The following is a 14,216-nucleotide window of genomic DNA, read 5'->3' on the forward strand; positions in this document are numbered from 1 at the left end:
AACAGAATGATTACAATACAAGAAGCAAAAACAAAAAGTGAATTAACTGAATTTGTAAAATTCCCTTTTTCTTTATACAAAAACAATAAAAATTGGGTTCCACCACTAATTGGTGAGGAACTAGAAGGATTTGACAAAACTAAAAATCCTGCTTTCGAAACTGCTGAAGCATATTTTTATATTGCCAAAAGAAATAACGAAACAGTAGGCCGGATTGTTGCAATCATTAATTGGAGTGAGGTAAAAGATCAAAAAAAAATGAAAGTTCGTTTTGGATGGTTCGACGTGATTGATGATGTAGAAGTGACTAAAGCACTTTTAGAAAAAGTGTATGAATTAGGTCGAAAAAACAATTTAGAATATGTTGAAGGACCTATGGGTTTTTCAAATCTGGATAAAGTGGGCGTACTTACCGAAGGTTTTGATGAAATGGGAACCATGATTACGTGGTACAACAATCCATATTATGCCGCTCATTTCGAACAATTGGGTTACGTTAAAGAGAAAGAATATATCGAAAGTAAATTTCCATTTGTAAACGTAAAGCCTGAATTTTTTGAAAAAGCAAATGATTTGGTTAAAAGAAGGTATCAATTAAGTCCGCTAAATTTTAAAACGACCAAAGAAGTAATGCCGCACGTGGACAAAATGTTTGATTTATTCAATAAATCTTATGCTTCGTTATCTTCGTTTGTCGCTATTTCAGATACAGAAAAAGAATATTTCAAGAAAAAATACATAAGTTTCATCAATCCTGAATTTATCAAATTCGTGGAAGACAAAAACCACAATATAGTTGCTTTCAGTATTGTAATGCCTTCTTTTTCTGAGGCGATACAAAAGGCAAAAGGAAAATTATTCCCGTTTGGATTTCTTCATCTGCTCAGAGCAAAAAAACGAAGTAAGGACGTCATTTTCTACCTTATTGGCGTGTTGCCTGAATACCAAAACAAAGCGGTTACAGCCATTATATTCAAAGAATACTACGAAATTTTCAAAGAAAAAGGTATTGTTAATTGTTTCAGAACTCCTGAATTAGTTGATAACGCCGCAAGCATCAATTTGTGGAAACATTTTGATCCTCAAATTCACAAACGCAGGTGTACTTATAGAAAAGAGTTGTAAGTGAATTCCATTTTATAATAAAACTAAAAATCCATCAACGTCATGCTGATGGATTTTTTAGTTTTGAATAATACATGTTTTTAATAAAATCACATTTTACAATCCACTTTTGACAACACTACATTTCCATCAAATTGTAATTGTTTTTTATCTTTAAAAGTTACTTTCCCATTATTGTCATCAATCACATCACCAAAACCTTCGACATAAGAATCGTCTTTTTTTAAGAAAGCAACTTCGCGAACTGACGAAATACCTTCGGACATGAAAGTATAATCCGCATAAAGCGTATCTCCTTTCAATTCTCCCACAAGTGTTCCTACATTTTTATCTTTTTCATAAAAATTATAACTTAAATTCCCCGAGGAAAGCTGACCGTTTTTTATATTCAAAGTCAATGAAACAGTGTCTTTTTGAAGGATTGCACGGTAACATTCTTTAGATTCAGGTTCTTCTACAACAATTTTTTCTAAAACAGCAGGGGGTTCCTCCGTCTCGATTACTTTTTTACAAGAAACAAAAACACTCATAAAAACGACACCCAATAATATTACTTTTTTCATGAATTTTCAATTTAGTCTTATAAATATACTAATTCCTGACGCAATAAAATGCAAAAAAAAATCCATCATTGCGAAGAATGATGGATTTATATGTAAAAACTTAATTACTTAATTATGCATCTAAATCAACTGTAGTTCTACTTGCAATTTCTTTGTAGGTCCCATTTTCTAATTTCTCTCGAATCGCTTCAAAAGCAGTTAGTGTTTCATCAACATCTGATAAAGTATGAGTCGTAGTAGGAATCATTCTCAACAAGATAATTCCTTTTGGAATCACAGGATAAATCACAATCGATAAGAAAATGCCGTAGTTTTCTCGTAAATCGTTTACCATAATCATTGCTTCTGGTACACTTCCTTCAAGATATACTGGTGTTACACAGGTATTGGTGTCACCTATATTAAAATTACGCTCTCTCAATCCGTTTTGCAACGCATTTACATTTTCCCACAATTTATCTTTCAATTCCGGGTGATTACGCAACAATTCCAATCGTTTTAACGAACCAATTGTTTGTATCATTGGCAATGCTTTCGCAAACATTTGAGAACGCAAATTGTATTTTAAATAATCAATAATGTCTTTGTCAGCGGCTATAAAAGCACCAATATTTGCCATCGATTTTGCAAAAGTAGAGAAATAAACATCAATTCCGTCCTGACAACCTTGCTCTTCACCTGCTCCGGCACCTGTTTTTCCAAGTGTTCCAAAACCATGTGCATCATCAACCAGCAAACGGAAATTATATCTTTCCTTCATGGCAACAATTTCCTTCAATTTTCCTTGTTGTCCACGCATTCCAAAAACACCTTCGGTAATAAAAAGAATTCCGCCTCCTGTTACTTTCGCTAATTTTGTAGCACGTTCCAAATTTTTTTCCATACTTGCAAGATCATTGTGACGGTATGTAAAACGTTTCCCCATGTGTAAACGTACGCCATCAATAATACAAGCATGAGCATCAACATCATACACAATTACATCATTTTTTGTAACCAAAGCGTCAATTGTTGACATAATTCCCTGATATCCAAAATTTAACAAATATGCCGATTCTTTCATTACAAAAGCTGCCAATTCATTCTCTAATTGCTCATGATATTTAGTGTGACCACTCATCATACGCGCTCCCATTGGGTAAGCTGCACCGTATTGTGCTGCTGCTTCCGTATCTGCCTGACGCACTTCCGGGTGATTAGCAAGACCTAAATAGTCATTCAAACTCCAATTCAAAATATCTTTTCCACCAAACTGCATTCTTGGACCCAACTCACCTTCTAATTTAGGAAAAACAAAATAACCTTCTGCTTGTGAAGCCCATTTTCCTAACGGTCCTTTATTGTTTTGAATCCTTTCGAATAAATCTTTTACCATAATATATCAAGTAATAATTTTAATTTTAAGAAGTTGCAAAAATAATTATTTAAACTTTATAAAGGACTTGAAAGTAAATTTATTTTTCAAAAGCTATTCACTCGTCGACACTTTATCTTTTGAGGCAACAAAAAAGATTATTTCATCCCTCGCCGAGCCGGCTCAAAAGGATACGGTTTAGATCAAGGCTAAACCTCAAAACACAAGACGTATTCAGTAATAAACGTTGTATATTTGAACAAATATTCCAACATTAGAAATTTATGTCACAATATACAAAAGAATTAAAATTAGCCGTTCTCATTGATGCTGACAATGTTCCGTACAGCAATGTAAAAGGAATGATGGAAGAAATTGCTAAATTTGGAACACCCACCACCAAACGTATTTACGCCGATTGGACTAAACCGAATGCAGGAGGATGGAAAAGTGTCTTATTGGAACACGCCATTACTCCTATTCAACAATACAGTTATACGGTTGGGAAAAACTCTTCGGATTCAGCGATGATTATTGATGCTATGGATTTATTGTATTCCGATAAAGTGGATGGTTTTTGTATCGTATCCAGTGATTCTGATTTTACACGTTTAGCCATCAGATTGAGAGAATCCGGAATGAAAGTCATTGGAATCGGCGAACAAAAAACGCCAAACTCATTCATTGTAGCCTGTGACCGTTTCATTTATATCGAAGTTTTGGATGGCGCCATTAAAAAGAAATTACCAAAAAGAACCGCAACCGATACTAAAAAAGCAACGCCAAAAAGCTTAAATAAAGTCGATTTGCATACCATAGAATTAATAGAATCAACTATAGAAGATATTGCCGACGATAGCGGTTGGGCGTTTCTAGGTGATGTAGGAAATCTAATTGTAAAGAAAAAACCGGAATTTGACCCAAGAAATTATGGCTTTTCTAAATTAACTCCTATGCTAAAATCATTGACTGATATACTCGAAATCGACGAAAGAGACTCTGATAAAAAAGGAATCAAACACGTTTATGTAAGACTGCGTTTCAGTTAAACTAATTTTTTAACCGCCTCATATAAAGTTTCTTTCTTAAATGGTTTAGACAAATAATCATTCATTCCTATTTCCTTAACACGATCTTTTGTGGTTTCCATTACATCGGCGGTAACTGCAATGATGGGAATATTACTGTTGTGCGCTCCGGCTTCACCATTTCTGATAGCAATTGTTGCCTCATACCCATCCATGATTGGCATTTGCAAATCCATTAATACTATATCAAATTGATTTGTCTTAAATGCATCCAGTGCTTCCTGACCATTATTAGCATAAACCACCTTAGTATCCAACCATTTTTTTGCAATCATTTTTATCACCATTTGGTTAATGGGATTGTCTTCAACCACCAAAATGGATTTTCCTGCCAAATCATCAATAATAACTTTAGCAGGAGACTCTAGCTTTCTTTGCTGTGCCGATATGGCAAAATCAATTGTAATAACGCAAGTCGTTCCTTCGTTTATTTTACTATCCATTTTGATGGTTCCGTTTTGCATATCGACTAAAGTTTTCACGATATAAAGTCCTAAACCAAGTCCTCCAAATTTTCGTTTATTATCAATGATATTTTGAGAAAAAGAGTCAAAAATACTTTCCATTTTGTCTTTTGGAATACCAATACCAGAATCCGAAACAGTCAAAATTAAACTTGCTTTATTTCCCTCTATCAACTGGCAATCAACATGAAATTTAACAAACCCTCTAGTTGTAAATTTGATGGCATTATTCAGTACATTATTCACAACCTGAACCAATCGATTAACATCCCCAATTATTATATCAGGAAAAATACCTGATTTAGAAAACTGAAATACTAACCCTTTATCTTCGACCCTATTGATGGCATTATTCTTTAAATTCTCCAAAACTTGCACGAGATCAAATTCGTTCTTTTCGAGCTTTAATTCTCCTTTCTCAATTTTAGAAAAGTCTAAAATATCATTCACAGAGCTTAATAAACTATGAGAAGAGTATTTTATAATTTGGCAATTTTTTTTGATTTTATCATCCTGAACTTCATTAGAAATAGAATCAGTTAAATTTATAATTGCATTCAGCGGCGTTCGCAATTCATGACTGATATTCGATAAGAAATAGGATTTTAAATCATTCATTTCTTCCGAGCGAACCAATGCCCGACGATTGAGTTCGTTTTTTTCATTTTTTAAATTCCTAATCAAATTTGCCATCGAAAGTGAAAGAAAAACAACCTCTAATCCAGTTCCTAATTTTGAACTGTTTTCCGTTAAAAATGAATTGGGGATTTGACCAAAATTATTGAGAATAAATATTCCGAAACCCATGATTAAAAAGAAGATACCAACGGTAAAAAAGGGATCTACCTTCTTTTTTTTATAATACAAATATATAACCGAGGTAATAATTAGAATAAGAATCAATAACCCTAATACATTTGCCAGCGGATAACTTATAGGTAAAGCTGCCGGGACGAAAAGAATAAAAATTATTAAAACAAAAGCTAACACATAAACGACATTGAAGAGAGTATAAATAGTCCTATTATATCTTTTTATGTTCAAAAAAACTTCACTGTACTTCCCCAGTAAAAAACCGGCAATCATAGCAAAAAACAGTACTGCACGAAGAGAAAACCAACCACCTTGCGGCGTTACTAACTCATAGAAATAGCCGTCTAAAGAAAATTGCATCAAGCCGATAAAAATTACATATAGACTGTAATACAGAAATGTTTTCTCGCGTAAAGCAAAATAAAAGAAGAAATAAATGATAGACACTATTGCTAAAATTCCGTAAAAAATTCCAAAAAACAATTGTTCATTTGAAATCATTTGTATGAACCTTTCCGACGAATAAAGCATTATGGGGATTTTTATTACCTCACCATCACTCTTTAAATGCATGAACAATTGTAAACTGGATTTTGGTGCTATTTCGATTTTAAAAATAGTTTTTCGATTATCAAAACTACGTTCGGAATATGCCATATTATCTCCACTAATCTTGGTAGTTATTTTTCCTGAGGCTGCATCAACAATAAATAATTCTACTAAATCTGTTATGGGACGTGCCGTTTCCAGATAATAATTCAATTTTGAATTTGTTAGATTATTTATTTTTGTTTTTGACCAAAAATTATTTTGAGTAAAACCTAAATCATCATTTTCAGTGATAAGTTTTATGGGATTCAGGGAGTTATAATTGGCAACAACATATTTTATATTTAAACTTCTTTGCCCTACATCTGCAATTGTAGTGTGATTATGCAAAGAAATTTCTTTAGGAATTGTATCACCGCGAAAGACATATTGTGAATAAGTGCTTGAAAAAAACAAGGTGAAAAATAATAATTTCAAAATAGCACAAATCTGTTTATAGTTTTTTTGACTCATGTTTACTAAATTGTGATTAAGCAATATTATATACATACGTTACGTAAGAAACTTTAGTTTTCCAACCACGCCGTAATTTTATATTTTTTTTGTGAAATAAAGCAATTCCTGTCAAATAACAGAATTAAAAGTCCAAAATATTTAATATTATTATTGTTTTCGAAGCTGAAAAAACTTTACATTGAGACAAAAATTTTTAGTTTTAGGAATTTCCGCACTTATCATTACCGCTGTCATTAATTACTATTTTAATATTAGATTGCTATTTATGGCTGTATTGATTGTATATTAGTAGTGGGTTTTGCAAATGCTCTACAATACAAACATTTCATTTTGAGAAATTTTCCTTTTTTGGGTTATTTCAGATATTTATTTGAAACGATAGCTCCTGAGATTCAGCAATATTTTACAGAACGTTCCACAGACGGAAAACCATTTTCGAGAAACGAACGTTCCCTTGTGTATCAAAGAACTAAAAATATTGATTCTAATACATCGTTTGGGACACAATTAAATTTAAACCAACCTTGATATGAAGGAATAAAACATTCTATTTTCCCAACAGCAGTCAATGAAGAGCTTCCTCGGGTTTTAATTGCTGCGCCTGATTGACCACAACCGTACTCAGCTTCCTTATTAAACATTTCAGCAATGAGTTTTGGTTCGTTAAGCGAAAATGTGATCGTAGAACTGAATCAAGGAGCGCTAAAAAGAAAATTACATCACAATACCGGCAAAGGTGGTTTAACCCAATTCCGCCAACAAGGTGGTGATGTATGCTGGCAAATAGTGACTGGATGATTTGGTTGCCGAGATGACAGAGGTGTTTTCGATGGAGGTAGATTTGCTGAAAAAGTAAATTTGCCAGAAGTAAAAATGATTGAAATTAAATTATCGCAAGGAGCAAAACGAGGTCACGGAGGTGTTTTGCCTGTAAGAAAAAACACTGTGCAAATTGTTAAAATAAGAGGTGTTTTACCTAATACAACAATACTTTCTCCTCCCAGTCATTCTGCTTTTAAAGATATTAAAGGTTTGATTCCTTTTATAGCAAAATTACGTCAGCTGTCTAATGGAAAATTAATTGGGTTTAAATTATGCATTGGAAATACCCGAGAATTTAAAATGATTTGCTAAGAAATGATTACTCAAAACTGCTTTCCTGATTTCATCACCGTTGGTGGTGCCGAGGGAGGAACAGTTGCTGCACCATTAGATTTGCCTATGGTATGGGAATGCCATTTGAGCCTGTACATATTTTTGTAAATAAAATGCTAGTTCGTTTTATGATTAAAGACAAATTCCAAATTATTTGCAGTGATAAACTGATATTTGGATATTCCATACGTAGAGCAACAGCACTTGGCGCTTACATTTGCAACAGTGCGCGCCGATATGTATTTTAGTTGGGATGTATCCAAGCATTACGATGCAACAATAACGAATGCCCAACAGGAGTTACTACTCAAGACAAAATGCTGATGAAAGAATTAGTGGTTACGGATAAAACAGAACGCGTTTTTAATTTTAGTAAAAACACTTTACACTCCGCTAACGTGATCCTTGCTGCAGCAAGTAAAAAAAGCTTTGCTGGAGTTGACATCAATATTTCATTCACGGTGATGAATTTACACATTTATCCGACTTATATTTTTCGAAATAATTTAAAAAACGTAATCAAACATTAAAGTACAATATTATTGAAATTAAAGGAGGGCCTTTATAGCCCTCCAGTTGTTGATTCTGATTTACCATTATCAACTCATACTGTTAAAAGTATAGATGATTATTGAATTATCAAATCTTATTGTAAGATGGATATACTCAAGTAATGAATCAAAACCACATTCAAATTTAAGATTTATTGAATTCAAAAGCACTACTAATCAATACTTTAACCTCAAATTAACAAGTAGTTTTAGTACTCACCATTATTAACCAATTATCAATATGTATTGGTGTTAATAAAAAAAGGAGGACCTATAAAGTCCTCCAATTGTTGATTCTGATTTACCAATACTAACTCATACCGTTACTGATAGGGTCAATTATAAGTTATTAATCTCATTATAAAAGTAACAACTTAAGTAATTAATCAAAACCACAATCAAAGATACAATTATTTTTAATGCAATAAAATGATTATCAGCATTTTAACTATAATTTAAAATATTAAATTAATTATTTCATTTACACAATTCATATTTGAAAGGAAATTTTATCAAATATTTTTTTAAAATTGTATATGAGATCTCAATAAACTGCAAAATTATTTATTGGGGAAAGAGCAAAAAAAGGAGGCCTTTTTAAAGGGCCCCCAAATATGAATTTTGGTTTGTTGTTATCAGATTGAATCTTTCGATGCTACTAACTATTAAATACTCTTCTCTTTGCAGATGGATATATTCAACAAAAAACCAAAATCATATCCAAATATACAACAGTTTTAGAATTAAAAAAACCTAAAACAATACTTTAACATGTTTTTAACGTACTGTTTGTCAGTACAATAACAACGCATGTAAACATTGTACTTAAATCCTAACATTATTATTATGAATAAAGAAGTGAATGCATTTTTAACAATTGAAAAATTGTAAAAATTATGTTCTTGCTTTACAAGAAAGAACAAAAAAGGAGGCCTTTTTAAAGGGCCTCCAAATATGAACTTTGGTTTGTTGTTATCAGATCGTATCTTTCGATGCTACTAACTATTAAATACTCTTCTCTTTGCAGATGGATTTATTCAACAAAAAACCAAAACCATATTCAAATATACAACAGTTTAAGAATTAAAAAAAAAACCAATCAATACTTTAACATGTTTTTAACGTACTGTTTGTCAATACAATAACGACGTGTGTAAAAATTGTATTTAAATCCTAACATTATTATTATTATGAATAAATAAGTGAATGCATTTCTAACAATTGAAAAATTATAAAAATTATGTTCCTATTTTACAAGTAAGCACAAAAAAAGGAGGCCTTTTTAAAGGGCCTCCAAATATGAACTTTGGTTTGTTGTTATCAGATCGTATCTTTCGATGCTACTAACAATTAAATACTCTTCTCTTTGCAGATGGATATATTCAACAAAAAACCAAAATCATATTCAAAGATACAACAGTTTTATACATAAAAAACACTTAATTAACACTTTAACATGTTTTTAACTTATTGACTTACATACTATTACAAACACATTATCGCTGTAGTTTAGAGTGTGAAATTGCCGAAGAAAATATTCCAAAAAAAAGGAGGCCTTGTGAAAGACCTCCAATTGTTAATTTTGATTTACCATTATCAACTCTACCGTTCAGTACAATTGACTATCTGAATATTATCGCCATCGCTGGTGAGTTATTCAAGTGACCAATCAAAACTGCACTCAAAAATACGTTAAAATTTTATTTAAAATATTAATAATCAATTATTTAACTAAATATTAAGATGGTAAATTAAAAATACTCAGAGATTTACATACAGCCAATACATATTTTTAATAAAAAATTAATCATTTCAATTCTTAAATAAGTAGAAAATGTATATTTGAAGATTAAAACTAAAAAAATGCAATTCGTTTTCGCCTCAAATAACAAAAATAAAATCTTGGAATTACAAAGCATGCTTCCTGAAAGTATTACCATTTTAAGTTTAGAGAGCATTGGTTGTTTTGAAGACATTCCTGAAACCGCTGACACTATTGAAGGGAATGCAATTCAAAAAGCAAATTATGTCACGGAAAAATTCGGGTATGATTGCTTTGCTGATGATACTGGACTGGAAGTGGACGCTTTAAATGGCGATCCGGGTGTTTTCTCTGCACGCTATGCTGGCGAACAACGCAATGCAGATGACAACATGAATAAATTATTAGAAGCCTTAGTGGTTCAAAATGAAAGGAAAGCACAATTTAAAACTGTTATCGCATTAAATTTAAAAGGCAAACAATATCTTTTTACAGGAATTGCAAAAGGCGAGATCACTTTAGAAAAAATTGGTAATCAAGGTTTTGGTTACGATCCCATTTTTCAACCGGAAGGATTTCTTCAAACATTTGCCCAATTATCCTTGGACGTAAAAAATAAAATAAGTCACAGAGGAAAGGCGACTCAGCAATTAATTATTTTTTTGAAAGAAACCGAATAAGTCATGATTACAACATTATTACAACACAATATTAAATTCAATGTCATAATTTTACACTCAATTTTCTAAATCGAAACTTCAAATTTGTAAATAAAAATATAACTTTCTGATAATCAAATTATAATAAATCATCAAATCTTAAAATAGCATTAGTTTATATGGATTATAAACAGTAATTTTGCACCCTATTTTAAAAATACATATGAATAAATTTGAACAATTAGGATTGAGTGAATCGTTACTGAAGGCGATTTTAGATCTAGGATTTGAAAATCCGACCGAAGTACAGGAGAAAGCGATTCCCCTATTATTGGAAAAAGACACAGATATGGTTGCGTTGGCTCAGACAGGGACAGGGAAAACGGCAGCTTTTGGTTTTCCAGTTATTCAGAAAATTGATGCCAACAACAGAAACACACAAGCATTAATTTTATCTCCAACCCGCGAATTGTGTTTGCAGATTACCAACGAAATTAAAAACTACTCTAAATACGAAAAAGGTATTAATGTGGTAGCAGTTTACGGTGGAGCTAGCATAACAGAACAAGCGAGAGACATAAAGAGAGGCGCGCAGATTATTGTGGCAACTCCAGGAAGAATGCAAGACATGATTAATAGAGGTTTGGTAAACATCTCTCAAATCAACTATTGTATTCTTGACGAAGCTGACGAAATGTTGAACATGGGTTTTTATGAAGATATCGTAAACATCCTTTCGACTACGCCAGACGAAAAAAATACATGGTTATTCTCTGCAACAATGCCGGCTGAAGTAGCACGTATTGGAAAACAATTTATGAAAGATCCAATTGAAATTACAGTTGGAACTAAAAACTCGGGTTCAGCTACAGTTTCACACGAATTTTACCTTGTTAATGCTCGTGACCGTTACGAAGCTTTGAAACGTTTAGCCGATTCTAATCCAGACATTTTCTCAGTAGTTTTTTGTCGTACCAAAAGAGATACGCAAGCTGTTGCTGAAAAATTGATTGAAGACGGATACAGCGCTGCTGCTTTGCACGGAGATTTATCTCAAGCGCAACGTGATGGTGTAATGAAATCTTTCCGCGGAAGACAAATTCAAATGCTTGTAGCAACTGATGTTGCTGCACGTGGAATTGACGTTGACAATATTACTCACGTAGTAAATTATCAATTACCCGACGAAATAGAAACCTACAATCACCGTTCTGGTCGTACTGGTCGTGCTGGTAAATTAGGAACTTCTATCGTAATTGTAACTAAAAGTGAATTGCGTAAGATTTCTTCAATTGAAAGAATCATCAAACAAAAATTTGAAGAGAAAACAATTCCTTCTGGAATTGAAATCTGTGAAATCCAATTGTTACACTTAGCAACAAAGATTAAGGATACTGAAGTTGATCATGAAATTGACACTTACCTTCCTGCAATCAATAGTGTACTTGAAGGTTTATCTAAAGAAGAACTTATCAAGAAAATGGTCTCGGTTGAATTCAATCGTTTTATCAATTATTACAAGAAAACTAGAGACATTTCTAACCAAGCTTCAGGTTCTGAAAGACGTGATCATGATGATAGAGACGGTGCTCCACGAGAAAATAACAATAGTGGTGCAACAAGATATTTTGTGAACATAGGTTCTAGAGATAACTTTGATTGGATGTCATTGAAAGATTATTTGAAAGAAACATTGGACTTAGGTCGTGATGACGTTTTCAAAGTAGATGTAAAAGAAGGTTTCTCTTTCTTTAACACAGATCCGGAACATACTGATAAAGTAATGGAAATATTGAATAACGTGCAATTAGAAGGACGTAGAATCAATGTTGAAATTTCTAAAAATGACGGTGGCGGAAGACGTGATCATAATGGAAGAAGTTCAGGTGGAAGTTTTGGTGGCGGAAGAAGTTCAGCTCCAAGAAGAGAAGGAAGTTTTGCCCCAAGAAGAGAAGGTTCAGGCGGATTTAGAAGTGATAGAAGTTCAGCTCCAAGAGAAGGTGGATTTGGTGGAAGAAGTGATGCTCCAAGAAGAGAGGGTGGTTTTTCATCTGACAGACCTAGAACTGAAGGTTCATCTGATAGAGCACCGAGACGTTCTGAAAGCTTTGGTGATTCACCAAGACCAAGAAGACCAAGAAGAGACTAACAGGTATTGTTAATTTTCTTATAATTATACTGGAACTACAAAATATTTAATCCTGTTTTATTACTTTTAAAGTCTTAAATCAGTTTATGAAATATTTTGTAGTTTTCTTTTTTTTAATACTATCTGCAACTGCTTTTGCGCAAGTTATAGAACCCTCCCAAAAAGTTGATGGAATTATCATCAGTAATTCTACCAGACAACCCCTATCCAGCGTAAATATTATTAATATCAACAAAGTAAGAGGCGCTACTACTGACGCAGGAGGATTTTTTGAGATAGATGTTCAATTAAACGACACCTTGCACATTACAAGTTTAGGTTTTCAATCTCTTCGTGTTCGGGTGACCAATGACTGGATCAAAAACAAAAGCACTAAAATACAGCTTACCGAAAAAGCAATCGCACTCGAAGAAGTAATCATAAGACCTTTTAATCTGACCGGTTACCTCGAAGTAGACACCAAAATTATTCCTGTAAAAGAAAACTATCGCTACAGTATTTCAGGTTTGACACAAGGATATGAAGCGGGCGAATATTCTCCAAATGCCTTTGGAAGGGTTCTTGGTTCCATCTTTAATCCAGCAGATATGCTGTATAATTTCTTTGGTAATAATCCAAAAGAGCTCAAGAAACTTAAAGAAATGAAGAAAGATAATACGGTGCGCAATCTGCTCGAATCAAAATTTGACAGAGAAACCATAGCAGTGCTTTTAGGCATTGACAAAAATGAAATACCTGAAATTTTGCAGCGTTGCAACTATTCCGAATCGTTTATAAAAACGGCGAACGACCTACAAATTATGGACGCCATTAGTGGCTGTTATGAGGAATACAAAGTTCTAAAGAAAAAATAAACATTGCTATTGAATCAAAGTTTAGACTTTTATAATAAATTAAAAAATTCCTCAATTCTGAAAGAAATTGGGGAATTTTATTTTAAAGTGATTGCATTTGAATTTAAATCAAAATAAAATCTTTTAAAATAAAACCGATCTCCAATATACCTTTCCAAACAATTAATTGGGAATCAATATAAAAAACCGAACATATCGGAGAGGTAGGAACTGCTCATCGTAAAACCATACAATTAGGCGGACTTAGAATTCGTAAAGTAAGGTATTCCAAAGATTATCTAGCAAATCACTGGTGTCAAAAAGGACATGTTATTCATTGTCTTGCAGGAGATTTTATTAGTGAATTAGAATCGGGAGAACAAGTTCTGCTTTCTAAAGGAATGACCTATGTAGTTTCTGATGATGCAAGTTCGCATCGCTCTATGTCTGCTAATGGTGTAGCATTATTAATCATCGATGGGGATTTTTAAAGTAATATTTAAGACAAATCAAAAATATTATATACATTTACCTGAATCAACAATTAAAAACAAAACCTAAATATCCATATCATGGCAAAAAGTCAAGACGCAAAGAAAACCGCGAAGAAAGAGCCTTTAAAAACGGCTAAAGAA

At 32.7% G+C, this 14,216-nt stretch carries 9 protein-coding genes and 1 pseudogene; 7 read left to right on the top strand and 3 right to left on the bottom strand.

Annotated features, from left to right (window positions below):
• Positions 1-6: 6 nt before the first annotated feature.
• Positions 7-1,125 (top strand): GTP cyclohydrolase, encoded by a 1,119-nt coding sequence (locus BMZ76_RS09415; RefSeq protein ID WP_091205298.1) that lies wholly within the window; start codon positions 7-9, stop codon positions 1,123-1,125.
• An 89-nt stretch (positions 1,126-1,214) separates the two neighbouring features.
• On the opposite strand, the gene BMZ76_RS09420 is transcribed toward BMZ76_RS09415, so the two are convergent.
• The gene (locus tag BMZ76_RS09420; protein ID WP_091205300.1) at positions 1,215-1,688 is read right to left on the bottom strand and encodes a hypothetical protein; all 474 of its coding nucleotides are present in this window, start codon (positions 1,686-1,688) and stop codon (positions 1,215-1,217) included.
• A 112-nt stretch (positions 1,689-1,800) separates the two neighbouring features.
• On the bottom strand, positions 1,801-3,063 hold the full coding sequence (locus BMZ76_RS09425; protein ID WP_091205303.1) for a cysteate-C-fatty acyltransferase: 1,263 nt from the start codon (positions 3,061-3,063) through the stop codon (positions 1,801-1,803).
• 263 nt (positions 3,064-3,326) lie between these two features.
• Here BMZ76_RS09425 and BMZ76_RS09430 point away from each other — a divergent pair, with 263 nt between their 5' ends.
• Positions 3,327-4,091: an NYN domain-containing protein gene (locus BMZ76_RS09430; protein ID WP_091205305.1), complete on the top strand. Its 765-nt coding sequence runs from the start codon at positions 3,327-3,329 to the stop codon at positions 4,089-4,091.
• Here BMZ76_RS09430 and BMZ76_RS09435 read toward each other — a convergent pair.
• A complete protein-coding gene (locus tag BMZ76_RS09435) occupies positions 4,088-6,469 on the bottom strand; it encodes a hybrid sensor histidine kinase/response regulator (RefSeq protein ID WP_091205310.1) in 2,382 nt (793 codons plus the stop codon). The genes BMZ76_RS09430 and BMZ76_RS09435 overlap by 4 nt on opposite strands.
• A gap of 181 nt (positions 6,470-6,650) precedes the next feature.
• Here BMZ76_RS09435 and BMZ76_RS09440 point away from each other — a divergent pair.
• From BMZ76_RS09440 to BMZ76_RS09460, 5 genes and pseudogenes are all read left to right on the top strand, one after another.
• Positions 6,651-8,157: pseudogene (locus tag BMZ76_RS09440) on the top strand (glutamate synthase-related protein).
• A 1,884-nt stretch (positions 8,158-10,041) separates the two neighbouring features.
• The gene (locus BMZ76_RS09445; RefSeq protein ID WP_091205312.1) at positions 10,042-10,620 is read left to right on the top strand and encodes a non-canonical purine NTP diphosphatase; all 579 of its coding nucleotides are present in this window, start codon (positions 10,042-10,044) and stop codon (positions 10,618-10,620) included.
• 202 nt (positions 10,621-10,822) lie between these two features.
• Entirely contained in the window at positions 10,823-12,748 is a 1,926-nt protein-coding gene (locus tag BMZ76_RS09450) for a DEAD/DEAH box helicase (protein WP_091205315.1), read from the top strand.
• Between the two features lie 86 nt (positions 12,749-12,834).
• Positions 12,835-13,602 (top strand): carboxypeptidase-like regulatory domain-containing protein, encoded by a 768-nt coding sequence (locus BMZ76_RS09455; RefSeq protein WP_091205317.1) that lies wholly within the window; start codon positions 12,835-12,837, stop codon positions 13,600-13,602.
• A gap of 194 nt (positions 13,603-13,796) precedes the next feature.
• On the top strand, positions 13,797-14,072 hold the full coding sequence (locus BMZ76_RS09460; RefSeq protein WP_262987281.1) for a DHCW motif cupin fold protein: 276 nt from the start codon (positions 13,797-13,799) through the stop codon (positions 14,070-14,072).
• Positions 14,073-14,216: the final 144 nt, after the last annotated feature.

This window comes from Flavobacterium xueshanense, assembly GCF_900112975.1.
Taxonomy (GTDB): Bacteria; Bacteroidota; Bacteroidia; order Flavobacteriales; family Flavobacteriaceae; genus Flavobacterium; species Flavobacterium xueshanense.

Excerpts from the sequence above, each read along its gene's own strand:
- BMZ76_RS09420 (WP_091205300.1), bottom strand. The coding sequence starts at position 1,688 with ATGAAAAAAGTAATATTATTGGGTGTCGTTTTTATGAGTGTTTTTGTT.
- BMZ76_RS09430 (WP_091205305.1), top strand. The coding sequence starts at position 3,327 with ATGTCACAATATACAAAAGAATTAAAATTAGCCGTTCTCATTGATGCT.
- BMZ76_RS09450 (WP_091205315.1), top strand. The coding sequence starts at position 10,823 with ATGAATAAATTTGAACAATTAGGATTGAGTGAATCGTTACTGAAGGCG.
- BMZ76_RS09425 (WP_091205303.1), bottom strand. The coding sequence starts at position 3,063 with ATGGTAAAAGATTTATTCGAAAGGATTCAAAACAATAAAGGACCGTTA.
- BMZ76_RS09435 (WP_091205310.1), bottom strand. The coding sequence starts at position 6,469 with ATGAGTCAAAAAAACTATAAACAGATTTGTGCTATTTTGAAATTATTA.
- BMZ76_RS09445 (WP_091205312.1), top strand. The coding sequence starts at position 10,042 with ATGCAATTCGTTTTCGCCTCAAATAACAAAAATAAAATCTTGGAATTA.
- BMZ76_RS09455 (WP_091205317.1), top strand. The coding sequence starts at position 12,835 with ATGAAATATTTTGTAGTTTTCTTTTTTTTAATACTATCTGCAACTGCT.
- BMZ76_RS09415 (WP_091205298.1), top strand. The coding sequence starts at position 7 with ATGATTACAATACAAGAAGCAAAAACAAAAAGTGAATTAACTGAATTT.